The 24,248-nt window shown below is 70.8% G+C and carries 20 protein-coding genes; 9 read left to right on the top strand and 11 right to left on the bottom strand.

What is annotated here, in order from left to right:
• Positions 1-2,429 (top strand): hypothetical protein (locus ABT336_RS04880; RefSeq protein WP_350895170.1); only part of this gene is annotated, 2,429 nt, incomplete at its 5' end.
• A 204-nt stretch (positions 2,430-2,633) separates the two neighbouring features.
• Positions 2,634-4,370 carry an ImmA/IrrE family metallo-endopeptidase gene (locus ABT336_RS04875; protein ID WP_350895169.1) on the top strand — a complete coding sequence of 579 codons (1,737 nt, stop codon included), beginning with the start codon at positions 2,634-2,636 and terminating at the stop codon, positions 4,368-4,370.
• Between the two features lie 116 nt (positions 4,371-4,486).
• Here ABT336_RS04875 and ABT336_RS04870 read toward each other — a convergent pair whose 3' ends face one another.
• Positions 4,487-4,831: a hypothetical protein gene (locus ABT336_RS04870; protein WP_350895168.1), complete on the bottom strand. Its 345-nt coding sequence runs from the start codon at positions 4,829-4,831 to the stop codon at positions 4,487-4,489.
• 315 nt (positions 4,832-5,146) lie between these two features.
• On the opposite strand from ABT336_RS04870, the gene ABT336_RS04865 reads away from it, so the two are divergent.
• Positions 5,147-5,437 carry a hypothetical protein gene (locus tag ABT336_RS04865; RefSeq protein WP_350895167.1) on the top strand — a complete coding sequence of 97 codons (291 nt, stop codon included), beginning with the start codon at positions 5,147-5,149 and terminating at the stop codon, positions 5,435-5,437.
• Between the two features lie 74 nt (positions 5,438-5,511).
• Here the strand turns inward: ABT336_RS04865 and ABT336_RS04860 are convergent, their stop codons facing one another.
• From ABT336_RS04860 to ABT336_RS04825, 8 genes are all read right to left on the bottom strand, one after another.
• Positions 5,512-6,084: a hypothetical protein gene (locus ABT336_RS04860; protein ID WP_350895166.1), complete on the bottom strand. Its 573-nt coding sequence runs from the start codon at positions 6,082-6,084 to the stop codon at positions 5,512-5,514.
• A gap of 326 nt (positions 6,085-6,410) precedes the next feature.
• A complete protein-coding gene (locus ABT336_RS04855) occupies positions 6,411-8,546 on the bottom strand; it encodes an alpha-glucuronidase (RefSeq protein WP_350895164.1) in 2,136 nt (711 codons plus the stop codon).
• Between the two features lie 67 nt (positions 8,547-8,613).
• Positions 8,614-9,297 (bottom strand): hypothetical protein, encoded by a 684-nt coding sequence (locus ABT336_RS04850; protein WP_350895163.1) that lies wholly within the window; start codon positions 9,295-9,297, stop codon positions 8,614-8,616.
• The gene (locus tag ABT336_RS04845) at positions 9,294-10,811 is read right to left on the bottom strand and encodes a GH39 family glycosyl hydrolase (RefSeq protein WP_350895162.1); all 1,518 of its coding nucleotides are present in this window, start codon (positions 10,809-10,811) and stop codon (positions 9,294-9,296) included. The genes ABT336_RS04850 and ABT336_RS04845 overlap by 4 nt, the downstream gene beginning before the upstream one ends.
• Before the next feature lie 69 nt (positions 10,812-10,880).
• Positions 10,881-12,515 (bottom strand): ABC transporter substrate-binding protein, encoded by a 1,635-nt coding sequence (locus ABT336_RS04840; protein WP_350895161.1) that lies wholly within the window; start codon positions 12,513-12,515, stop codon positions 10,881-10,883.
• A 63-nt stretch (positions 12,516-12,578) separates the two neighbouring features.
• Entirely contained in the window at positions 12,579-13,523 is a 945-nt protein-coding gene (locus tag ABT336_RS04835) for a carbohydrate ABC transporter permease (protein ID WP_350895160.1), read from the bottom strand.
• The gene (locus ABT336_RS04830; protein WP_350895159.1) at positions 13,520-14,506 is read right to left on the bottom strand and encodes an ABC transporter permease; all 987 of its coding nucleotides are present in this window, start codon (positions 14,504-14,506) and stop codon (positions 13,520-13,522) included. Before ABT336_RS04830 ends, ABT336_RS04835 begins: the two co-directional genes overlap by 4 nt.
• A complete protein-coding gene (locus ABT336_RS04825; protein WP_350895158.1) occupies positions 14,503-16,911 on the bottom strand; it encodes a beta-xylosidase/alpha-l-arabinosidase in 2,409 nt (802 codons plus the stop codon). Before ABT336_RS04825 ends, ABT336_RS04830 begins: the two co-directional genes overlap by 4 nt.
• A gap of 288 nt (positions 16,912-17,199) precedes the next feature.
• Here ABT336_RS04825 and ABT336_RS04820 point away from each other — a divergent pair, with 288 nt between their 5' ends.
• Complete coding sequence (locus tag ABT336_RS04820; protein ID WP_350895157.1) at positions 17,200-18,243, top strand: LacI family DNA-binding transcriptional regulator; 1,044 nt, start codon at positions 17,200-17,202, stop codon at positions 18,241-18,243.
• Positions 18,244-18,264: 21 nt separating this feature from the next.
• On the top strand, positions 18,265-19,257 hold the full coding sequence (locus ABT336_RS04815; protein ID WP_350895156.1) for an acetylxylan esterase: 993 nt from the start codon (positions 18,265-18,267) through the stop codon (positions 19,255-19,257).
• Between the two features lie 97 nt (positions 19,258-19,354).
• Here ABT336_RS04815 and ABT336_RS04810 read toward each other — a convergent pair whose 3' ends face one another.
• Both ABT336_RS04810 and ABT336_RS04805 read right to left on the bottom strand, forming a co-directional pair.
• Positions 19,355-19,579, bottom strand: a complete 225-nt coding sequence (locus ABT336_RS04810; RefSeq protein ID WP_350895155.1) for a hypothetical protein — start codon at positions 19,577-19,579, stop codon at positions 19,355-19,357.
• A 110-nt stretch (positions 19,580-19,689) separates the two neighbouring features.
• Positions 19,690-20,781 carry a sporulation protein gene (locus tag ABT336_RS04805; protein WP_350895174.1) on the bottom strand — a complete coding sequence of 364 codons (1,092 nt, stop codon included), beginning with the start codon at positions 20,779-20,781 and terminating at the stop codon, positions 19,690-19,692.
• A 312-nt stretch (positions 20,782-21,093) separates the two neighbouring features.
• On the opposite strand from ABT336_RS04805, the gene ABT336_RS04800 reads away from it, so the two are divergent.
• The 4 genes from ABT336_RS04800 to ABT336_RS04785 are packed head-to-tail and all read left to right on the top strand — an operon-like array spanning position 21,094 to position 24,189.
• Positions 21,094-21,519 carry a TOBE domain-containing protein gene (locus tag ABT336_RS04800; RefSeq protein ID WP_350895154.1) on the top strand — a complete coding sequence of 142 codons (426 nt, stop codon included), beginning with the start codon at positions 21,094-21,096 and terminating at the stop codon, positions 21,517-21,519.
• 2 nt (positions 21,520-21,521) lie between these two features.
• On the top strand, positions 21,522-22,304 hold the full coding sequence (modA, locus tag ABT336_RS04795; RefSeq protein WP_502891105.1) for a molybdate ABC transporter substrate-binding protein: 783 nt from the start codon (positions 21,522-21,524) through the stop codon (positions 22,302-22,304).
• Between the two features lie 59 nt (positions 22,305-22,363).
• Positions 22,364-23,134, top strand: coding sequence for an ABC transporter permease (locus tag ABT336_RS04790; protein ID WP_350895153.1), 771 nt, complete (start codon positions 22,364-22,366; stop codon positions 23,132-23,134).
• Complete coding sequence (locus ABT336_RS04785) at positions 23,131-24,189, top strand: ABC transporter ATP-binding protein (RefSeq protein ID WP_350895152.1); 1,059 nt, start codon at positions 23,131-23,133, stop codon at positions 24,187-24,189. Before ABT336_RS04790 ends, ABT336_RS04785 begins: the two co-directional genes overlap by 4 nt.
• The last annotated feature ends 59 nt before the right edge of the window (positions 24,190-24,248 follow it).

The following is a 24,248-nucleotide window of genomic DNA, read 5'->3' as shown; positions in this document are numbered from 1 at the left end:
CCGTGGTGGGGTGCCTGCCCACCGCCGCGCAGGCGGCGGCGGTCCTCACCCGCCGCTCCGTCGCCCTGGACGGTGACCGCGCCGCCGAGCTGGTACGGACCGTCGCCGAACAACGGAAGATCACCTGGCTCGGCGAACTGGCCCACCGGCTCGCCGCCCGACTCAACCAGCAGAGCTGGATCGACAGGTGGCGGTTCGTCGCCGCGCTGGTCCGGGCCACCGGGGTCGAGCCCCCGACCGACGACCAGTCGGTGCAGCTCTGGTTGAGCAGTGTGCAGTTCCCCGACCGCCCCGGTCGGGGGCGACGGCAGCCGCTCGCGGACCAGCTCCGCGAGGACCCGTTCCTGCCGTACATGCTGCCCCGACTGTTCCAGGTCGACGGAATCGGTACGGCGATGAACTACGACCTCGTCGACGGCGACTGGGAGAACCGGGAGCGGCACGCCCTGGTCAACGCGTTGGTGAAGCTGGCCGGTGAGGGCGTCGTCGACCGGACGACGCTGATCGACGGCGCGTCGGGTCGACTCCTGCGTGGCGACAAACCCAGCGCCCTGCGGGCCTTCGTCATCCTGCTCGACCTGCTCGCGCCGACCACCGCCGAGGTCACCGCCCGGACCACCGACTACCTCCGGCTGCTCACCGACGCCCCGGCCCCGGTCGCCACGATGGCGCAGAAGAGGCTGCGGGAGCTGCCCGACCTCGCGCTGGACTCGATCCTCGACGCCTCCCGTGAGGTGCTGTACCGGCCGGACAAGACCCTGGTCAAGGCGCAGCTCACCTGGCTCGACAAGGTGGCCCGCAAGCCGCACCGGGATCGGGCGGCGGAAATCGCCGAGGTGATCGCGGTGGCTGCCGAACACCCCGCGGTGGAGGTACGCGACCGGGCCACCGCCCTGGCCGCCAGGCACGGCTTCGACCCGGCGGCGGGCGACGTCGGCCCGGCGGTCGCCGAACCACGCGGCGACGACCTGCCCACCCCCGCGCCTCCGGCCCCGGCTTCGCCGCCGATCACCGACGTCGACGAGCTGGCCGAGGAGGTCGCCGGTCTGCTCGGCACCCCCCGCCAGGGCACCCCGATGGAGCGGATCCTCGACGGGCTGGTCCGGCTCACCGCCGTCGACGCCGCCCGGGTGCACGACGCCCTCGCCCCGGTCGTCGAACGCCGGCACTGGTCGTGGGCCAACCTGCACAGGTGGGACCCGTTCTGCCTCTGCGAGGTCGTCTGCGACGTGTTCACCACCGCCGGTGCCAAGCACCCGGTCCGGCGGCGCAGCCGGTGGGAGTCGTTGCTGGCCGCCGTACGCCGGGCCGACCCGTCGCCGAAGGAGACGGAGCTGGCCCCCACCGACCCCCGGGTGCCCGCCGTACACCGGCTCCTGCGGGCCCGACTCGCCGAGATCGGGATGCACCTCGACGACCCCGGGAACACCGGGCTGATCGCCGACCCCACCTCGGCCAACGGTCAGCTCGACCCGCTCGCCCTGCTGGAGCGGCTGACAGCGCTCGGCGACCGGCAGCCCTGGCACTGGGACTTCACCCAGGCCCTCCTGCGGCTGCCCACCGGCCCCGACGACGCTGTCGCCGACAAGGCCGCCGCCCTGGGCACCCCGGCCGGGGACCGGATGGCCGCCTGGCTGCGCGGCGGCGGGCTGCCCCAACCTGTCATGCGGGTCACCACCACCTCGGTCCGCCCGAAGGACGTCAGCCGCTACGACGCCGCCTACTTCCGCGAGGTCGCCCGCCGGATCCTGGTGGAGCTGCGGCCACCGGAGGGGTACCAGGACCGGTACGGGCTGCTCACCGCCGACGCGGCCTACCCGGGGCACGCCTACGGCGACGTCGGCTGGGACCGGCTCTGGCCGTCGCTCCTGCCCGGACACCGGGGGGTGGTCGCCGCGGTCGCCCTGCCGATCGTGGTCAACTCCGCAGACCAGGACCAACGGGACGGGACCGCCATCCTGCCCCTGCTGGCCGAGACGACCGGCCCCGGCGGGGTGGCCCTCGACCTGGCCGTCGCCTACGGCCTCGGTGCCCGGTACGACGCGGACCGGGTGGCCACGGTGGACGCCCTCCTGGCGATGGCGGCGGCCGGCACGTTCGACCCGGTCGGCACCGGGAACCAGCTCGGCACGCTCGTCGTCGCCGAGCTGGTGAAGCTGTCCCGGGCGATCGGGCCGCTGCGCGACGCCGCCCTGGCCGGTGCCCCCCTGACCGTGTGGCGGCTGCTCGCCGCCGCCCTCCCCGGGATGCTCACCGCCGGGCGGTCCCCCCGTGGTCTGCCCGACCTGCTGACCCTGGCCACCGAGACGGCCACCACGACCGGGGTCCGGATCGAGGTCCCCGGGCTGACCGAGGTCGCCGACCGGGGTGGGTCCAGTCGGCTGGTCACCGAGGCCCGCCGCCTCCGTACCGCCCTCGCCACGGCCTGACCCCGGCTGTCGTCGTGCCGTCCGGCCGCCTCTGCACCAAGGATCGAGAGGCGGCCGGACGGCGGGGGTCCACGCCGCAGCCGGGGACAGCACCGCAGCGCCACCCGTCAGCACCACCAAGCGTCACTGCCAGGGCACCCGGGGTGGCCGTCGGGCTCCGGGGTTGAGATCCTGTGTGGACGGCTGATTCGCTTGGAGGTAGGCGTGGAAGATCACGAGCCGACTCAGGACACCACAGAGCCGCTGAGCCTCGTGTACGAACCGAACCCGAAGCACAAGCCGATCCCGACGCCCGGCCGCCATGGATCGATCTGTCCCCCGCACGCGGACGGCCCCGCGGTACGGTGGGAACGCTTCGCCGGTAACGAGGACTCGTTCGCAGTCCGACTCGCCTTCATGCCGGACCCGGACGAGGGTGTCGGCGCAGACCCCGTCGACGCGGCCTCTTGGGGGTCGGTCGAATTCTGGGTGCACGGCCAGAATCTCTGCGCCCACGTGGACCAGAACGAGACCCTCAGAAGCGCCCACTGGTATCTTCTACCACTGATCGAGTGGTTCGCGGCGAATTGGAATCCTCTGCTGCACGAGGAGAAGCTTCCGAATCGGAACATCGCGGAGACCGCGGCCGAGGCGCTTGAGTTGACCCGATTCGCGCCGCCGCTCGCCGGTGAGGCCGAAACCCTGGCGTGGGAAAAGGAGCGCTATCAGTGGCGCGGTCGGCACGCCATCCGAAAAGCTCGGTCGGGTGGCCTTTTCCCCAACCTCGTCATCCGGCGGGTTCGGGACCTGGTCGAACTCAGTTGGAATGCTCAGCCCTTGGCCGGGGCGCCCTACAACTTCCGTTACAGCTCGGCACAGGGATCAGCCCTTCTCACCCCTGACCAGGTAGCCCGCCCTCTCTACGAGGTGCTGTCGGCAGCGACGAACCATCTAGCCGAGGTAGCACCGGACGACGCCGGCAGACTGGCCGCCTTACAACGGTCGATCCGACAGATCAGCGACCCCGCGCAGAACCCCTCCCGAGTCGAGTGGCTAGCCGGGGTGCGCGGGGAGTCCGCGCCGCCCGAGCGACTTCACCACACGGATCCCCAGACCAAGTGGCACGTTCGCTGGTCAGAGATCGTCGAGGAGCTGCAGGAACTCGGCACACCCGACAGCGCTGGCGAAGCCCTGCGAACGGAGAGTGACTCGATTGTCGTCACCGGCTCCTGTCATGCCGCACTCATGTTCAGCTCGATGTCGCCGACGGTGACCCCGAACGACGTCCGGACCGTCACAGCCGTGCTCGTCGAACAGTATTCTCCGGATCCGGTGCTGACCGAGCTGACGACACTCAGCCGCCCGGCACCGATGAACAACTCGCTTCGCCCCTGGGAGCAGGGGTACGACCTGGCCGAGACCCTGCACGCCGAATTGAACATCGATCTTTCAGCCGGCTGGGTAGACGTACACCGACTGATCGAACGGCTCGGCGTCAGAGTCCTCGAACGTCATCTGGACGATCCGAAGATCCGGGCCTGCTGTCTGGTTGGTCGACACCACACGCCCACCGTCATCCAGAACACCTCTTCGTCGTTCTTCAGGTCGACCAACGCCCAGCGCTTCAATCTGGCGCATGAGCTCTGTCACCTGCTGTACGACCGATCCAGCGCGCAGAAGGTCGCCATCGCGAGCGGCCCCTGGGCACCCCGCTCCCTCGAACAGCGGGCAAACGCCTTTGCCGCCATGTTCCTCATGCCGTTGGAGCTGATCGAGGCAGCGATCGCCGATCCGATCCACGACATAACGTGGGTCTCGTCCCTCGCGACGGAACTGCGGATCAACAGACGACCTCTGATCGATCACCTCTACAACCTGACGCTGATGAGCGAGGCAGAACGCGACGAGTTGCTGGACGGTGCCGAACTGCTGGCCCGGGGGCGGCGCAGCGACAAGGGCTGACCGCTGCTCGTCCACCCCCTCCGCCCCGGCCCGCTCCTTCGTCCGCCGACCGAGCAGGTCTGCGGTGTTCGACACGGGCGACGGGGACCCCGGTGGATCGGGGCCCCGTCGGGCCGTCACCCGCTGGTGCGCCCTCCGCGTACCGGACCATGGCCGGTCGACGGTGCCGGTCCGGTCTGGGACCGCTCGGACGGCCGGGTGGCCGAGGACTCGGGACCGGGTCGGGTCACCTGGTCGGCGCCGGGCGGGTCACCCGCCGATCCGGGCCGGCCGGTCGCCCGGGCGACCTCGGCGGTCACCGCCTGGTCCTGACCGAGGTAGCCGGGTGGGGCGTTCTGCTCCGTCCGCTCGTACCCCGGCGGGTTCTCTGCCCGATGGTCGCTGAACCACCTGGGACTCTGCCTGTCGAAATCGGTGAGGTACCGCCCCACCTCCATCGCCGTCGCGTCGGTCGACCTCACGCTCGCCGTCTGGGTCTCCCGGGCCCTGCGGTCACGCGGGACGGGTCGTGGGGCACGGTCGGGGGCGGACGTCGACGCGGAGCTGCGGCCGGGTCGGGGTGAGGTCATCTGCGCCGCAGCCACCCGCCACGCATCCGCGTCCCGGTTGGGACCCCGGTCCTGGCTCGGGCCGGGGGTACGCCACGCAGAGTGTTGCGCTAACCAGGCTTTGTCGTCCTGATCAGGCATTGTCGATCTCCATCCTGGGGGTTCAGTGGGCCGGACCACTGTCGGTCCGGCCTGCGATCATCCTGCTTCGTTGCTACCGTCGAGGTCATGGCCATGCAGCGGAGCGGCAACCTGCCGAAGCAGGCGAACATCCTGTCGGGCCTCGCCGGGACCGTCGTCTTCTTCGGCGTCCTCGGCGCGTTCCTCATCGTCGTCGGCGCGGCAGACGGGCCGCGACTGGCTCCGGCCGCGATCTGCGTGCTCGCCGGCGTGCTCGCCGCCGGCTACTACGGGGTACGCCGTCAGCCGCTGCTCGCCGCCGGTCTGTTGAACATCGCCAGCGTCCTGCTCCTCTTCGGCGCCCTCGCCCTCACCACTGTCCTGCAAGCGGGGGCCTGACCCCGCCCGGGTGGCGGTGCCGCACCACCGCCCGGACCGGCCGGTGTCGCCTCCCGACAGCAAACCGACAATCGTCAAGAGTTGGTCTTCGCCCGGTTGGCGGGACGTCCGCCCTGATTGTCGGCCTTCGGAGGGCTGGAAGGGCTGGAGGGGTTCACGTGGCCCGCCTGGCCGCTGCTCTGAACCTGCGAGGCAGGCCATTCCGGGGCGAGCATCGTCGCTTTCCCTGGCATCGGGGAGGCCGATGAGGCGACAGCCGAGACGTGTCGCTGGTCGTATTCGACCTCCGCGATCGCGATACGCGGTACTCCCGGACCGGTCATTTGCGGCACCCCAGCCGCAATCGCCTCCGGGCTGCGCATGTCGCCTCCATGCTTCAGCAGATAAGACTGCCCCGCTTCGGTGTTGGGCCAGTAGCAGGCGTAGCCTTTCTCGAAGGATGTCTGCAACCTCGCCTTCTCTGTAGCAGCCGATTTCCGTTCCATTAACGACAGGCGATCATTGTTCTCGATTTCTGTCAGTTCCGCGTACCGAGAATAAAGTCTGTCGTAGTTCTCCCGGATGTTCAGTGCGGGAAAATCTGACAGCTGGTCGTACCACTCCTTCGGCGGAGGTGACGACGTCCGCTGGGTGGGGCTGTCGGCCATGGTGGGCTCCGTCCACGGGTCGGGGTTGCCTGTCGACTGCTCTACGTGCCGCCCGGGACTCGGTTCGACCCCTTCGCCGATTTCCGGCGGAATGTGGCGTGGCACTCATGCCGCCCGACCCCGCCCCACCGCCACGCCACCCCACCGCCACGGCTCCACGCCGCCCCCGCAGCCACGCCGCCCCATCGCCATGTCGCCAGCGCACAACTCGGCCGCATCGGCGCGGATCTTGGACGGAAACTGTCAGGTGCGGACAGATTCCGTCCAAGATTCGCAGGGAATACCGCGTTCTCGGTGTGGCAACCCGCAGGGGGCGGTGACGGGGGTCAGTAGATGCGGCGGCCTCGCTCGTCGGGTACGCCGGACTTACGGTAGAAGTACGTGTTGATCTGGTCGCGCCATTCCCGGGCGCTGCGGAGTTGCTCGTCGAGGCGTTCGGCGACCCGGGTGAACACCGGTGCGTCGATCGTCCCGCGTAGCCGACGCCAGCGTCGTCGCATCGTCTCGACCTGCTCGAATCCGGCGAAATGGGTGTCGTAGATGTGCTGGATCACGGTGCTGCCGTTGTGCAGGACGTGGGCGTACGGGACGTGGTGGAAGAAGAGGAGCAGTTCGTCGGGGCACCGCTCGACGGATTCGTACACCTCGGACCAGGGGTACGGGTACTGGCCGGTGTAGCCGGTGCCGGTGGCCCGGGTCCGGTCCACGCCCACCCCGTCCCGGTCGGCGTGGTGGTAGGTGCCCCACCTGCTGTACTCGTACCCGTCGACGTTGGGGCCGTAGTGTCCGTCCGGGTCGACCATGAAGCCGACGCCCAGCGGGGCGGTGTAGCGCTCGTAGGTGTGCCAGGAGTCGCCCATGATCTCGTGCAGAGTCTCCCGGACCAGGTCGGGGTCGGCGGTGCTGCCGGGTGGGAAGGTCAGGTCGATCCACTCGTCGAGGACGGTCCGGGGTTCGAGGCCGGGATCCCAGGCGAGCCGCCCGTAGGCGTACAGGTTGGCCTGGGCCAGGGGGTGTCCACACCAGAACTGGTCGTCACCGACGTTGGCGACGGCGACCATGCCCCCGCCGTGGCCGAGCCCACTGCGGCTCGGGTCGGTGTAGCCGGTCGGCCCGGGGGTGGCCGTCCCGGCGGCGATCTCCGCGACGGTTCCCCCGTCGGGCCCCCAGGGGTGGAACCGGAGGATCTCGCTCCAGTGCGGCCCGAGGTAGCAGACGTGCCGCTGCTGGCCTGTGTACTCCTGGGTGACCTGGAACTCGACGGCCAGGCGGGTCGCCGGCATCGCGGTGATCACCGGGGAGACCGGCTCCCGGGCCTGGAAGTCGATCGGCCCGTACTTGACCTGGAGGATCACGTTGGTACGGAAGTCGCCGTCGAGCGGGGCGAAGTGGTCGTACGCGGCCCGCGCCCGGTCTGTGCTGCGGTCCCGCCAGTCCTGGTGGTGGTTGTAGACGAAGGCCCGCCAGTGCACCACACCCCCGAGCGGGGCCAGCGCCTCGGCGAGGAGGTTCGCCCCGTCGGCGTGACTGCGGCCGTACGTGAAGGGGCCGGGTTGCCCCTCCGAGTCGGCTTTGACGACGTACCCGCCGAAGTCGGGAATCCGCTCGTACACCTGCCGGGTGGTGGTGGCCCACCAGGCGCGGACCTTCTCGTCGAGCGGGTCGGCGGTGGCCAGGCCCCCGAGGGTGACCGGGGCGGCGAAGCTGACCGACAGGTGCAGGCGGATGCCGTACGGCCGGAGGGTGTCGGCGATCTCGGCCACGTCACCGAGGTGGTCGGTGAGCAGTCGCGCCTCCACCGGGCCGACGTTGACGTTGTTGACCGAGATGGCGTTGATCCCGGCGGCGGCGAGCAGTCGGGCGTACGCCCGGACCCGGGCCAGGTCGCGTCGGGCCGCCCCGTGCCGCCAGAAGATCGACCCGCCCGCGTAGCCCCGTTCGACCTGCCCCATCACCGGGTGGCAGGAGACGTTGTCCCAGTGGTTGAGCATCCGGCGGCGCAGACCGGGCCGGTGCCGCTGGGTGGCCAGGTCGGGTGAGTACGCCGCCGCCCCGAGCCGGACCAGGTGGAACAGCCCGTACAGCAGTCCGGCCGGGCCACCGGCGAGCAGGACCGTCACCTCGTCCACCCGGGTCAGCAGGAAACCCTCGTCGCCGATCCCGCCCCCGCGTTCGTGCAGTGCGGCGACCGCCCGGGCCGCCGGTTCGGGCAGCGGGCCGGCCCAGCGCAGCGCGAGGACCACGTCGACAGCTCCGGTCGGTTCCGGGTCACCCTCGGGCGGGGGCGGGTACGCCGACCGCCGCACCCGGCCCCCGAACCGGGCGCAGGCCAGGGTGACCTCGGTGAGTACGGTGTCGACGAGCGGCCCGTCGCCGTGCACCAGGACCCGGCGGGAGCCGAGTGGGCGGAACGCCTCCGGGGCCAGCCAGGCCGGGTGGACGGCTTTCTCGTCGCCGATCACGAATCCTCCCGAAGCACCACGCCGGGCCTGAAATCCACAGTGGAACGATGGTAGTCGATCAGACGGGTCACGCGACGAACTCCCGGGCCAGCCGGGTGGTCATGGGTTCGCCGATCCGCAGCTGCGCCCAGACGAACAGCACGCCGAACAGGGCGAGCACCGCCTCGGAGAAGACCGCCACGACACCGGCCCCGGCGGCCAGCAGCAGCAGGGTGCCCACCGGCACGCTGGGCGTACGGACCAGGAAGTACAGGGCCAGCCGGAGGACGTCCCGGGTCCGGAAGTCGAACAGCGCGGTGACCGTCAGGGCGGTCACCCCGACCACTGTCACCGCCACGCCGACCAGCACCGACGGCACCACCCACCAGCGGGGTACGGCGGCGGCGTCGAGGTGGTCGAGGTTCACCGCGACGACCGCCACCCAGAGCAGCGTCGGCACCCACACCCGCAGCGCCGCGACGACGTTGACCCGGTACCCGCGCAGGAACAGTCGGGCCGGGTGCAGGTCGGTGAGGTCGAGCCGCTGGTGGTGCAGGGCGTAGAGGGCGGCGCAGACGGCCGGGCCGACCGGTGTCAGGCAGACCACCAGCAGTGGCAGGTTGCTCGGGTCGGTACCGAGACCGACCAGGCCGACCAGGGCCGGGAGGGCGGCGGCGAGCAGGAGGAGTTCCACCACCAACAGGGTGTGGATCCGGGCAGCTCCCCGCGACAGCGGTCCGTCGCCGAACTGCCCGACGGTCTGCGAGGTCACCGCCGGTCCCCCAGCAGGCGGGTGTCGTCGCACCAGGGCGGGGTCTCGTCCACCACCGGGGTCAGTTCGACGAGGGTCACCTCGTGCCGGGTCAGGCTCAGGTCCAGTTCGACCCGCCCGGCCACCACCGGCGTCGCCCGGTGGGTACGGGTCGGCTCGGCCGCCGCCCGCAGGTCGTCGAGCTGTCGGGGGCTCGGGGATCGGGGACGGCCCATCTCCTGCCAGGCGGCGAAGGCGTTGCCCGCCTCCTCGCCGACCGAGGAGCGAAGCAGGAACGCCGACGCGGTGCCGGGTGGCCCGAGCGGGACCGACAGCTCCACCGTGTGCCGCTCGGGCACCGGATCGCGGCCGGTGACGTCCACGGGGCCCCAGGCCAGTACCGCGACCCGTCCGTCCGGGTGTCGGGTCACCAGGTGGTCGTCGCCTCGGGCCAGGACCTCGTCGCCGAGCCGGGCGACGAAGGCGTACAGGTGGTAGGTGGGTTTGCGGATCTGCCTGTGGGTGAGCAGGCCGAACCCGCCGTGGAACAGCGCCGTCGGGATGCCCTGCTCCTCGAACACGTCGCAGAACGTCCAGTACGAGAAGGAGTCGACGAGGTCACCCCCGGCGGCCAGCACCGGGGCGAGGTACGCGGCGTGCAACGCCGTGTCGTGGATCGGGTTGTCCGGCCGGTACGAGGAGTTGAACTCGGTGATGTGGACCGGCAGCCCGGCCAGCGGGGTGTCGGCCAGGTGCCGCGCCGGGGCGGCGAACTGTTCCAGCAGGTCGGTCGCCGGTTCCAGGGTCTGGTAGGTGCCGAACGGCACGTGCCGGGCCGGTCCGGAGGTGTAGGCGTGTCGGCTGACGAAGTCCACCGGGATCCCCCGAGCGGTGACGTACTCGGCGAAGGGCACCAGCCACTCGTCGGCCCCGGGCGAGATGGCCGGGCCGCCGACCTGCAACGCCGGGTCGACCTCCTTGACGGCGTACGCGGACACCTCGTAGAGCCGGTGGTAGGCGTCGCGGTCGGCGCCGGCCCAGAAGTCGGTCAGGTTGGGCTCGTTCCACACCTCGATCGGCCAGTGCCGGACCTCGTCGAGGCCGTACCTGTCGACGAGGTGCCCGACCGTGGCGCGGACCAGGTCGGCCCACTCCGACCAGGAGGAGGGTGGGGTGACGTTGCCCCGCCACCAGAACACCGTCTGGTCGCCGGAGGCGAGGGCCGACGGCATGAACCCAAGCTCCACGAAGGGTTTCACGCCCAGGTCGAGGAAGCCGTCGACGATCTGGTCGAGGTAGCCGAACGAGTGGTGCACCCGGCGGGTGCCCTCGTACTCGTAGGGGCGGTGGATCCCGACGCCGTCGCTGAGCAGGCCGTGCCCCCGGATGTGCCGGAACCCGATGTCGCGCTGCACCATGGCCAGGGAGTCGTGGTAGTCGCGGCGCAACGCCAGGTCGAGCCGGCCGGTGCCGACGCAGGCCCGCCAGGCTTCGGGGAACCGTCCGACGGGCTGGTCGGCGACGATGTGACGCATTCCTGTCCTCCGTGGGGCGTCGACGCGGGTCGGGGTGGGAGCCCGGCGGGTGCCGGGCTCCCACTGTCGTCAGCCGTTGGCCTTGCGGAACCGGTCGTACGAGCTGTTCACCAGCTCCAGGTAGGCGTCCATGTTCTTGCTCCGGAGCTCGGCGACGTAGGCGTCCCACTCGGTCAGCGGTCGTTGGCCGAGGATGAAGCGCAGGGTGTTCTGGGTGACGTGGTCCTTGAGCGGGGTCTCCCAGAGCGACACCTGTTCCCGTTCCTCGTCGGTGAACGGGTACGGCGGGGCCACCTCGACCGGTCGACGCGCGTTCATCACCCGCTGGAACTCCATCTCCTCGGCGGAGAAGAGGGACTGCACCAGCTCCAGGTTCCCGCCGTAGGTGAAGACGCCGTTGTGGAAGCCGAAGTCCTTCTGGAGGTGCCTGCCGGCCTTCGGGTTGAGCCCGACCATGTCGACGTCGGAGGCGAGGGTCCGTTTCCCGGTGGCGTCCCGGGTGAAGGTGGTGCCCTCCACCCCCCACTTCGCGAACTCCTGACCGGCGTCGGAGTAGTAGAGCCAGTCGACGAACTGCATCATGGCCACGAAGTTCTCGCTGTCCCGGGCCTTGCTGTTGATCATGACCCCGTTCTCCAGGCGACTTGCCGGGTTGATCTCCCCGGCCGGGCCGACCGGCAGCGGAATCTTGGTCAGCTTCGCCTCCGGCAGGGTCTTGGCCAGGTCGGGACGGTACTCGTTGACGAGGCTCTGGGCGTTCGACCCGATGACGAACGACTTGCCGTTGGCGAGCTTCTGCCGAGCCTGGTCGTCGGTCTGGGTGAAGCTCTCCGGGTCGAGGAGTCCCTCGGCCACCAGCTTGTTGAGGTACGTCAGCATCTGCCGGTACTGCTCACTGGCCCCGGTGTAGACGAACTTCTCCTCCCCGGGTACCCAGGTGGCGTGCTGGAAGGTCCACCCGGCCCGGGTGCCGAACGAGGAACCGACGATGCTCAACATCGAACCGCCGGGGGTGGGCTTGCTCCACCGGTCCGAGTAGGGGTAACTCTGCGGGTACCGGGCCTTCATCGCCTTCAGGACCGTGTACACCTCGTCCCAGGTCTTCGGGATCTCCAGGTCCAGCTCGTCCAGGACGTCGGTCCGCACCGCTATCGAGTACTCGTGCCACGGCTTCTCGTGCACCCCGGGGAGCAGGTAGAACTTTCCGTCGGTCTGCCGGAGCTGGTCGATCTCCGGCCCGAGGTTCCACTTCTCGATCTTGTCCTTGAGGTTCGGCATCAGATCGAGGTAGTCACTGACCGGGAGGATCGCACCGGAGGCGATGTACGCGTTCTCCTGCGGGTGGTACGTCTTCGGGATGATCAGCGGGGCGTCCCCGGCCCCGATCAGCAGGCTGCGCTTCTGCTCGTAGTCGCTCAGCGGCACCGCCACCGGCTCCAGCGTGACGTTGGTCCGCTTGGTCAACTCCGACCAGAGCAGCCAGTCGCTGCGCAGCGGGTAGAACGTGTGGTTGTTGTAGAGCACCGAGAAGTCGAGTGGTTCGGTCGCCGTGAACTGGTCACCGACGCCGTAGTCGGCCATCGCGCCGACCCGGTTGCCGGAGAGGTCGGTCGACTCCTGCGACTCCTCGGAGCAGGCGACGAGACTGAGCGCGAGCAGCCCGGCCGCGGCGATCGCCGCGCCGCGCCGCATTCGATGGTGCATGGCTCGTCCTTTCGAACGGTGGTGGTGGGTGGGGTGGTGCGACGGGGTGCGCGGCCGGCCCGATCACCCCTTGACCGCGCCGAGGAGCACGCCGGAGACGAAGAACCGCTGGAGGAACGGGTAGACCGCCAGGATCGGCAGGGTGGTGAGCACGATGGTCACCGACTGGAGGGTGGCCGCCGCCTGCACCGCGTCGGCGTCGGGGACCACCCCGGCCGAGCCCGCACCCGTCGCACCGGCGATCAGGTTGCGCAGGTAGACGGTGACCGGAAGCAGTTCCTGCCGGTCCAGGTAGAGGAACGCGGTGAACCACGAGTTCCAGAAGGAGACCGCGTAGAACAGCACCATCGTGGCGATGATCGCCTTGGACAGGGGCAACACGATCCGCAGGAGGATCCCGTACGTGTTCAGCCCGTCCACCGCGGCGGCCTCCTCCAACTCGGCCGGGAGGCTCTCGAAGAACGCCTTCATGACCAGCAGGTTGAACACGTTTATCGCGTTCGGGAGGACCACCGCCCAGATGCTGTTCTTCATCCCCAGGCTGGTGATCAGCACGTAGTTCGGGATCAGCCCGCCGGTGAAGAACATGGTGAACAGGGCGACCCCCACCAACGCCCCGCGCCCCCGGAGCCGGTGCTTGGAGAGGACGTACGCGTAACAGGTGGTCAGCACCAGGGAGATGACGGTGGCGACCACCGTGTAGACGACAGTGTTGCGATAGTTCGTCCAGAACATCGCGTCGGACGTCACCAGCCGGTACGCGGTCAGGTCGAACCCCCGGGGCACCAGGTTGACCTGCCCCGAGATGATGTACGCCTCGTCGCTGAGCGAGCGGGCCACGATGGTGACGAAGGGGTACAGGGTCACCACCACGACTGCGGTCAGGACGATCCCGTTGACGACCTGGAAGACCCGGTAGCCCCGGCTCTCCCCCGGCCTGCGCCCCCGCCGACCCGGCGTCGTGGGCACACCGCGTCGGCCCGGCGTCCGCTGCGCGGTGCCGGTCACCACAGGCTCGTCCCCACCGTACGGCGGGAGATCAGGTTCGCCGAGACGACCAGGATCAACCCGATGACCGCCTCGAAGAGGCCGATCGCCGCCGCGTAGCTGAAGTTGCTGGACTCGAAGCCCATCCGGAACAGGTACGTGGAGATCACGTCGGCGGTCGGGTACGTCAGCGGGTTGTAGAGCAGCAGGATCTTCTCGAATCCGACGGCCATGAAGCTGCCGATGTTGAGGATCAGCAGGGTCACCATCGTCGGCCGGATCCCGGGGAGGGTCACGTGCCAGGTCTGCCGCCACCGGTTCGCCCCGTCGATCCGGGCCGCCTCGTAAAGGTTGTCGTCGACTGTTGTCAGGGCCGCGAGGTACAGGATCGTCCCCCACCCGACTGTCTGCCAGACCTCGGAGGAGACGTAGACCGCCCGGAACCACTCCGGCTGTTGCAGGAACGAGACCGGGTCACCCCCGGCGGCCCTGACGATCTGGTTGACGGTGCCGTCCACGGACAGCAACTGCATCACCATCGCCGCCACGATCACTATGGACAGGAAGTGCGGCAGGTACGACACGGACTGGACGAAACGCTTGAGCCGACGGGCGCGTACCTCGTTGAGCAGCAACGCCAGCACGATCGGCAGCGGGAAGCAGAACAGCAGGGTGAGGGTCCCCAGCACGAGGGTGTTCGTGAACACCTGCCAGAACGTGGGGTCGGTGAAGAACATCCGGAAGTAGCGCAGCCCGACCCAGTACTCACCGAAGATGCTCCCGCCGGGCTGGAACCGGCGGAACGCGATCACGTTCCCGACCATCGGCAGGTACCGGAAGATCAGGAAGAACAGCAGCGGCAGGACGGCGAGCGAGTAGAGCTGCCAGTCCCGGCGCAGCGCCTGCCGCCAACTCCGCCGCCGGGGGCGTACCACCCGCGCCCGGACGGCCGGCGTCCCGCGCGGCGGGTCCACCGCCGGGGGCCGCCGGGTGCCGGTGGTCATCGTCGCGGTTCCGACCCGACGGTCACCACCGGCCCGACCTCGGCCCGGTCGACGGTCACAGTGGTGAGCAGCTCCCGGTCGTACCCGACCTGACGCTCGGCACCTGTCAATCGCAGGGACACCGTCCCCGACGTCTCCCCGCTGGACCTGCCGAACCGCAGTTGCACGTCGCCGGGCTCCACGATCCGTCGACCGTCGCGTCCGGTGAAGGAGGCCACGTCGGCGGGCACCCGGAACGTCACGTCCGCCGCCGCGCCCGGCTCCAGCGGCACCCGGGCGTACCCGACGAGCCGGACCACCGGGCGGGTGGTCTGGGCGACCGGGTCGTGCAGGTACAGCTGGACCACCTCGGTACCGGTCCGCAGGCCGGTGTTGCGGACTGTGATCCGTACCGTGGTCTCGCCGTCGACTGGCCAGTCGACAGGCTCGGTCGACGCCCCCTGCACGGCGTCGGGAACCCCTGCGTCGGTCCACTCGAAGGTCGTGTAGCCGAGCCCGTGCCCGAACGGGTACGCCGCCGTGGGGTCCACCGAGGAGACCTCCGACCGGCGGCCCAACGGCGGGGAGAGGTACGTCCCGGGCAGTCCTCCGGCGGTACGGGGCACGCTCACCGGCAGTCGACCGGAGGGGTCCACCGCGCCGGTGAGCACCTCGGCGAGGGCCTGTCCGCCGCGCTGACCGAGGAAGAACGCCTGGACGACAGCGGCGGCACCGTCGAACTCCGGGCCGAGCGCGTACGGCCGCCCGGTCATCAGGACCAGCACCACCGGAGTGCCGGTGGCGAGGACCGCCCGGACCAGGTCGGCCTGCACCCCGGGCAGGCGGAGGTCCTCGGCGTCGCAGCCCTCCCCGGAGGTGCCCCGGCCGAACATGCCCGCCCGGTCGCCGACGGCGAGGAGGCAGACGTCGGCGGCGCTGGCCGCCTCGACAGCCGCGTCGATGCCCGTGGTGTCGTCCCCGGTGACCGCGCACCCCGGTCGGTGCACGAGGTCGGGGAGGAACCGGACGAGTTCGTCGCGCAACGACGGGATCTCCAGGCCCAGCCCGTACTCGGGGTGGACTCCGACGTGGTTGGGGAACGAGTAGCAGCCCAGCAGGGCCGTCGGGTCGTCGGCGACCGGGCCGACCAACGCGACCCGCAGCCCGCAACGCAGCGGCAGCAGCCCGTCGTTGCGCAGCAGCACCACGGACTGACGGGCCAACCGCAGTGCCACGTCCCGGCCGGACTCGTCGTCGAACCGGAGTCGGTCGACGTCGGTCGGCAGCCCCTGCCAGTCCTCGTCGAGCAGGCCCAGCTCGGCCTTCTGGACCAGCACCCGGCGCAGCGCCCTGTCGACCAGCGCCTCGTCGACCCGTCCGGCGCGGACCGCCGCGACCAGACCGGGACCGAAGGCGTCCACGGTGGGCAGCTCGACGTCGATCCCGGCCCGCAGGGCGAGCCGGGCCGCCTCCGTACCGTCGGCGGCCACGCCGTGCACCGTCTGGAGGAACCGGATGGAGAAGTAGTCGGCGACGACGGTGCCGGTGAACCCCCACCGGTCCCGTAACAGGCCGGTGAGCAGCCCCTCGTCGGCGGCGGACGGGAGACCGTCGATCTCGGTGTAGGAGTTCATCACCGAGCGCGCCCCGCCGAGTCGCAGCGCCATCTCGAACGGGGGAAGGATGACGTCGGCGAGTTCCCGGGGACCCATCGACACCGGGGCGAGGTTGCGTCCACCCCGGGAGGTGGAGTACCCGGCGAAGTGCTTGAGGGTGGCGACGATCCCGGCCCGTTCCAGCCCCCGGACGTACGCCGCGCCGGTCGTTCCCACCAGGTACGGGTCCTCGCCGATGGTCTCCTCGGTCCGCCCCCACCGGTAGTCCCGGGTGACGTCGAGGACCGGCGCCAATCCCTGGTGCACTCCGGCGGCCCGCATCGACCTGCCGATCTGCCCGGCCATCTCCTCGACCAGGTCCGGGTCGAAGGCGGCACCCCACCCCAGCGGTGTGGGGTAGACGGTGGCCCGCCAGGCGGCGAAACCGGTCAGGCACTCCTCGTGGACCTGGGCCGGGATGCCGAACCGGTTCGCCGCCACGATCTGCGCCTGGGAGGCCGCCAGCGAGCGGGCGCCCTGCACCGGGTCGACGGGTGCGCTGCCGAAGGGGCGGGTGAGTTGGCCCAACCCGTACCGGATCAACTCGCTCCACTGTGGGGCGTCGTCGCGGAGCATGTCGGCCTGGTGCGGGGCGACCCCCTCGCCCGAGGCGTCGGCGCCGACCCAGACCCCGACGAGTTGGGCGACCTTCTCCTCCAGGGACATCAGCGGAATGAGCGCGTCGGCCCGGTCGGTGGGGGGCAGCTGCGGATCGCGCCAGGCGGCGTCTCCGGACGCCGGACCGGTGTCGACGGGCAACTGACTTCTCATCCGGACCCCTTAGCCTTCGACCGCGTCTGCCCAGGTGGTGGCCGCATCGCCGCCGCCGAGAACAGCCCGAAAGTTTCGGCAACAAGTGCGGTATCTGTTTCGGAAACCTAGGTGTCCGGCCCGAATGTGTCAAGGCCCTCAGATCGACTGTCGACTTTCCCTGTTCACAGCGGATATGCAGTCGACCTCGTACGATGATCACGATTTTCAGGATCTTGGCACCCGGCGCGCGCACCCCCGCGTGCTAAAGTTCCTCGAAACTTTCGCCATGGTCTGGATGAGGCTCCGATGACAGTGCTGCGCCCGCCCACGGCGTCCCCCGCCACTGCCGCCACCATCGCCACCATCGCCGACGAGGTCGGGGTCTCGGTGGCGACGGTCTCGAAGGTCCTCAACGGTCGGTCGGACGTCTCCCCGGAGACCCGGGCCCGGGTCGAGGAGAGCCTGGAACGCAACAGGTACCGGCGACGCAGCCGCCGCCAACCGGCCAGCGCCGGCCAGATCGACCTGGTGTTCCACGAGTTCGACTCCGAGTGGGCCACCGAGATCCTGCGCGGCGTCGAGGCGGTCACCGCCACCGCCGGGATCGGGTTGGCCGTCTCCCAGCTCGGCGGCGCGCACAGCCCCTCCCAGGCGTGGCTGGACGCGGCCCTCGCCCGCCGCCCCCTCGGCGTCCTCTTCGTCCTGTGCCACCTGACCGAGCCCCAGCAGCAGCAACTACAACGGCAGCTGATCCCGTTCGTCGTCGTCGACACCGACAGCGCCACCTCGGCGTCGGTGCCGACAGTCGGCTCGAACAACTGGAACGGCGGGCTCCTCGCCACCCGTCACCTGCTGGAACTCGGCCACCGGCGGGTCGCGATCATCTCCGGACCGCAGGACGTCCTGTGCAGCCGGGCCCGGGCCGCCGGATTCCGGTTCGCCCACGACGAGGCAGGCCTCACCGTCGACCCGACGCTGGTCCGGTACGGAAGCTTCTACGTGGATGCCGGCTACCACCACGGCATGGAGCTGCTCAGCCGACCGGACCGCCCGACCGCCATCTTCGCCGGCTCCGACCTCCAGGCCATGGGGGTCCTGCGGGCCGCACGGCAGCTCGGCCTGCGGGTCCCCGAAGACCTCTCCGTCATCGGGTACGACAACCTGCCCTTCGCCGCCTGGATCGGCCCCGCGCTCACCACAGTCAACCAGCCCCTCCGGGACATGGCCGGGACCGCCGCACAGATGCTGCTCGACCTGGCTCGGGGCACGGAGCTGTCGACCAGCCGGATCGACCTGGTGACCGAGCTGGTCGTCCGGGAGAGCACCGCACCACCGAACCCGCATCCCTGACCGCCCCCGCAGCGAGGCCCGATGCCCCTCTTCGACCTCCCCCTCGACCAGCTCGAACGGTACGTCCCCGCCGTCGCCGAACCCGCCGACTTCGACGTCTTCTGGCAGTCCACCCTCGCCGAGGCCGCCACCCGCCCCGCCCTGGTGGACGTCCGGCCCGCACCGACCGGACTACGACTCGTCGACACCTGGGACGTCACCTTCACCGGGTACGCCGGTGACCCGGTCCGCGCCTGGTACACCCGCCCCCGGGAGGTGGCCACCCCACTGCCCACCGTCGTCGAGTACGTCGGCTACGGGCGGGGTCGGGGCCTGCCCCACGAACGGCTGCTCTGGCCGGTCGCCGGGTACGCGCACCTGCTCATGGACAGTCGGGGTCAGTCCGGCCAGTACGGCCCCGGCGACACCCCCGACCCGTACGGCGCTCCCGGCGGCCCGTCGCCGGTCACCTGGGGGATCCTCGACCCGGACGACTACTACTACCGTCGACTGATCACCGATGCGGTCCGGGCCGTCACCGCCGCCCGTGCGCTGCCCGGCGTGGACGTCCGCCGGGTCGTCGTGACCGGCAACAGTCAGGGCGGGGGTCTCGCCCTCGCGGTGGCCGGACTCGTCGCGGACCTCGCCGCAGTGCTGACCACCGCCCCGTTCCTCTGCCACGTGCAGCGGGCCCTCGACCTCACCGACGCCCCGCCCTACGGGGAGATCGTGCGGTACCTCGCCGTCCAACGGGACGTGGAGACGACGGTACGACGGACCCTCTCCTACGTCGACGGGGTCACCTTCGCCCGACGGGCCGTCGCACCGGCCCACTTCGGCATCGGCCTGCGCGACCCGGTCTGCCCACCGAGCACCGGCTTCGCGGCGTACAACCAGTACGGCGCGGCGAACGGCCGCCCCGTGCCGCCGGAGCGGCGAATCCACACCTATCCGTTCAACGGGCACGAGGGCGGCGAGGCCGTCCACACCCGACGTCAGCTGGACTGGCTGGCCGACACCCTCGCCGGGCGGTGAACCGCCGACGCCCGGCGGCCGGTGGTCTCCCACCGGTGCCGCCGGGCGTCGGAGCAGGTCGAAGCCGACCGGAACGGTCAGTGCCGCCCGGAACGGGTCAGCGGGCGTCGCCGGTGAGGGCGACGAGCGCCTGCGCGGTCCGGAAGTACGGGTTGCGGCCCAGGTCGCCGACGGTGGTGATGTTGAAGGCCTCCTTGAGCAGCTTGGCGTCGCCGTCGCTCACCCCCAGGAGGGCGGCCACCGGGGCGTCGACCAGCTCGGCCACGCTCTTGTCCTGGTACGACTTGTCGACGAGCTTGGTGAAGTCGGCGGTGACGGGCATCGGTACTCCTTTGCAAGACCCGAACGGGACAATCCCCCTCGGATACGGTTGAACTTCACGAATTACATCATCAATGGCCGTCGTAAGTCCACTGTGGAGCGCGGGTGGGCTCAGCCCTCCTCGCCGTCCTCCTCCTCGTCCCCCTCGAAGGCGTCGAAGACCTCGTCGGCGACCATGCCACCGGCGAAGCCCAGGGCCGCGCCACCGGCCACCCCCGCCACCACCGCACCCATCCCGGGTCCCCGACGCTCGTGGTGTTCCTCCTGGTACCCGCCGTGCGGGGCACCGTAGCCGGGCTGGCCGTACGCCGGCTGGCCGTAACCGGGCTGCGCCGGGTAACCGGGCTGGGACGGATAGCCGGGCTGGCCGTAGCCGGGCTGGGACGGATAGCCGGTGGCGGTGCCGTAGCCCCCACCCAGCAGGGACTGACGCTGGTCCAGCGCCTGACGCAGCCAGCCGTCGACCTGGACGGCCCAGTCGGTGCTGTCCGCGTCGGCGTGGGCCACCCGGTACCTGCCGTACGAGTCGTGACCGGGGGTGAAGAGTCCGCCCCGCTTGTCGAACTCCAGGACCACGTCGACGCCGTACTCGTTGGCCACGAAGGTCAGCTCGACCTCGTTGATCCCGTGCGCGTACTGCGGAGCGGCGAAGTACTCGACCTCCTGGTAGAACGGCAGGCTCTGGTGGAGGCCGGAGATGTAGCCGTGTTCCAGGTCGGCGCCCTTGAACTGGAATCCGAGTCGGCCGAACGCCTCCAGGATCCGCTCCTGCACCGGCAGCGGGTGCACCTGCACCGGGTCGAGGTCGCCCTTGTCGACGGCCCCCCGGATCGCGACCTCGGTACGCAGACCCAACGTCATCCCGTGCAGGGGCTGCCCGTACAGGCTGGTGACAGGGGTCTCCCACGGCACCGGGACCTGGAACGGCAGGGCGATGTGCTGCCCCTCGCCCAGGTGGAGGCCACCGGCGACCTGGATCCGGTGGAACTCGACAGCGGCGTCGTGCTCGGTCTCCGCGCCGTCGACCTCGACCCGGGTGACCAGGCCGAGCACGATGTGGTCGATCTCGGCGTCGCTGCTGCCGCCGGTGAGGTTCACCTGCCCGTCGAGCAGCAGACCGGGCCGCGTGTGCGGGTTGGACAGGACCGTGTCGACGCTGGGTGCGCCCACCCCGAACGCACCCAGCATCCGCTTGAAGACCACGTACTTCTCCCTCACCAGCCGGCGTGTCCGCAAGGACCCGACCCGGACGTGAACAGACCTCACCAAAACCCTTGCCAGCAGAGACGATCGTCGTCGTCCTCAGTGGATTCGGGCTTGGCGGGGAAGCTAACACCGCTAACTGAGAGGTTGCTGAGTGCATTCGCTCGACTACTGAGAGGTAACTTGTCGGCACCGGCCGGACAGGGCGGAGCTGTCGAGTCGCAACCACGAGCCCAGGACCGCAATACTCCTGGCATCTGCATGTCGAGAAGCCGATTCAACCTCGCAACAACGAGTCGATAACCTGGCCCGGTGACCACGTACCGGATCAGCGAGGCCGCCGACCTGCTCGGCGTCAGCACCGACACCGTCCGGCGGTGGGTCGACGCCGGACGGCTCCCGGCCGCCCGCGACGACCACGGGCACCGCATCGTCGACGGCGTCGACCTCGCCGCGTTCCTGCGTGCCCAGCGGACCCGCCCCGACGACCGGGCCGAGGAGTCCTCCGCCCGCAACCGGCTACGCGGCATCGTCACCGCGGTCGTCCGGGACTCCGTGATGGCCCAGGTCGACATCCAGGCCGGGCCGTTCCGCATCGTGTCGTTGATGAGCCGGGAGGCCGTCGACGAGCTGGGCCTCGCCGTCGGATCCGTCGCCGTCGCCGTGATCAAGTCGACCACCGTGGTGGTGGAGCGGGCCGCCCCCACCGTCGGCAGCCAGCGAAGGAGCACGTCGTGACGATCCCGAGATTCCCCGTCGCGCCGGTCGCCCTGGCCACTGCGGCGCTGCTCGCCGTCGCCGGATGCGCCACCACCGACCGGCCGGGCGGCGACAGCGACGCCACGACAGTCACCGGCACCGTGACGGTCTTCGCCGCCGCCTCGCTGACCGGCGCGTTCACCACCATCGGTACACAGTTCGAGGCGGCCCACCCCGGGGTCGTCGTCCGGTTCAACTTCGCCGGCAGTTCCGGCCTGGCCACGCAGATCACCGAAGGGGCCCCGGCCGACGTCTTCGCCGCCGCCGACCCGGCCACCATGGTCAGGGTCACCGAGGCGGGCGCCGCCGAAGGCCCGCCCGCCACCTTCGTCAGCAACCAACTGGTCGTCGCCGTCGCCCCGGGCAACCCGAAACGGATCACCGGGCTGGCCGACCTGACCCGACCCGACGTCCAGGTGGCGCTCTGCGCCGAACAGGCCCCCTGCGGGGCGGCGGCCCGGCGGGCCCTGGCCGCCGCCGACGTCGACGTGACCCCGGTGACCCTGGAACGGGACGTCAAGGGGGCGCTGGCCAAGGTCACCCTGGGCGAGGTGGACGCCGCCCTCGTCTACCGCACCGACGTCCGGGCCGCCGAGAGGGTCGACGGGGTCGAGTTCCCCGAATCCGGCGAAGCGATCAACGACTACCCGATCGTCGGTCTCGCCGACGCCCCCAACCCCACCGGGGCGCGGGAGTTCGTCGCGTACGTCCTCTCCGAACCGGGCCGGACGGTCCTCACCCGAGCCGGTTTCCAGACCCCGTGACCACCCCCGCCCCCGTCCACCCCGATCGACGGCGGGTACGCCGACGAGACCGACCCCGGATGCCGGTGGCCCTCCTGGTGCCCGCCGGACTCGGGCTGTTCTTCCTCACTGTGCCGCTGGTCGGGCTGTTGGTGCGCACCCCCTGGTCGACCCTGCCCCACCGACTCACCGAACCGGGCGTCCTCGCCGCGCTCCGCCTGTCGATCCTGGCCGCCACCCTCGCCACAGTGCTCTGCCTGGTGCTCGGCGTCCCCCTGGCCTGGCTGCTGGCCCGGGTCGACTTCCCCGGCCGACGGCTGGTCCGCGCCCTGGTCACAGTGCCGCTGGTCCTCCCGCCGGTGGTCGGCGGTGTGGCCCTCCTGCTGGTCTTCGGCCGCCGAGGGCTGCTCGGCGGGTGGCTCGACCAGACCTTCGGCCTCACCCTGCCCTTCACCACCACGGCGGTGGTGCTCGCCGAGGCGTTCGTCGCGATGCCGTTCCTGGTCATCGCGGTCGAGGGCGCACTGCGCGGGGTCGACACCAGGTACGAGGAGGCCGCCGCGACCCTCGGGGCCGGACGGTGGACCACCTTCACCCGGGTCACCCTGCCCCTGGTCGGCCCCGGGATCGCCGCCGGGGCGGTGCTCGCCTGGGCCCGCGCCCTCGGCGAGTTCGGTGCCACCATCACCTTCGCCGGAAACTATCCGGGCACCACCCAGACCATGCCCCTGGCGGTGTACCTGGCCCTCGAAACCGACCTGGAGGCGGCGATAGTGCTCAGCCTGATCCTGCTCGTCGTCTCGGTGGCGATCCTCGCCGCGCTCCGGGACCGCTGGCTCGGCACCACGTGACCGGCCCGCTGCTCGACGGACACCTCGTCGTCGACCGGGGCGACTTCCGGCTCGACGTACGACTGCACGTCTCCGCCGGGGAGGTGGTCGCCCTGCTCGGCCCCAACGGCGCGGGCAAGACCACCGCGTTACGGGCACTGGCCGGGCTGACCCCGCTGCACGCCGGTCACCTCGTCCTCGACGGCGTCGAACTGGACCGCCCCGGACACCGCCACCCGGTCGGTCCGGAGCACCGCCGCATCGGGGTGGTGTTCCAGGACTACCTCCTCTTCCCGCACCTCGACGTGCTCGACAACGTGGCGTTCGGACCCCGACGGCAGGGACTCGACAGACGGGCCGCCCGTCGTCGGGCCGCCGACTGGCTCGACCGGGTGGGCCTCGCCGACCACGCCCACCGACGGCCCCGGCAGCTCTCCGGGGGGCAGGCCCAGCGGGTCGCCCTGGCCCGGGCGTTGGCAGTCGAACCGACACTGCTCCTGCTCGACGAGCCGCTCGCCGCCCTCGACGCGGGCACCCGACTGGACACCCGGGCCCGACTGCACGGACACCTCGGCGCACACCCCGGCGCGGCAGTGCTGGTCACCCACGACCCCCTCGACGCGTTGGCCCTGGCCGACCGGCTGGTCATCGTGGAACACGGGCGGATCGTCCAGGAGGGCGACGCCACCACCGTCACCACCCGCCCCCGCACCGAGTACGTCGCCAGACTGGTCGGACTCAACCTGCTACGGGCAACGGCCGACGGACACCGGGTCACGGTGCCGTCGGGCCTGACCCTGTCCACCACCGACCGGCTCCACGGCGACGTCTTCGTGGCCTTCCCACCCACCGCCGTGGCCCTCCACCCCGACCGACCCGAACCCGCCGAGAACACCTGGTCGGCCGAGGTGGTCGGGGTGCAACGGCACGGCGACCACCTCCGGGTGGAGCTGACCGGCCCGATCGAGGTGAACGCCGACCTCACCCCACCCGCCGCCGCAGCCCTGAGACTCACCCCCGGCACACACCTCTGGGCAACCCTTCCCCCCACCACCCCCCACACCTACCCGGTGTAAGGAAGGGTCCCTTGTTAACGCTCGCGGTAGAGCCGGGCACCCCTCTCACCGGACGTGCG

It is taken from the genome of Micromonospora sp. NPDC000207 (assembly GCF_040300925.1).
GTDB lineage: Bacteria > Actinomycetota > Actinomycetes > Mycobacteriales > Micromonosporaceae > Micromonospora.
Note: the sequence above shows the minus strand (reverse complement) of the source record. Positions and strands in the feature narration are given on the sequence as shown.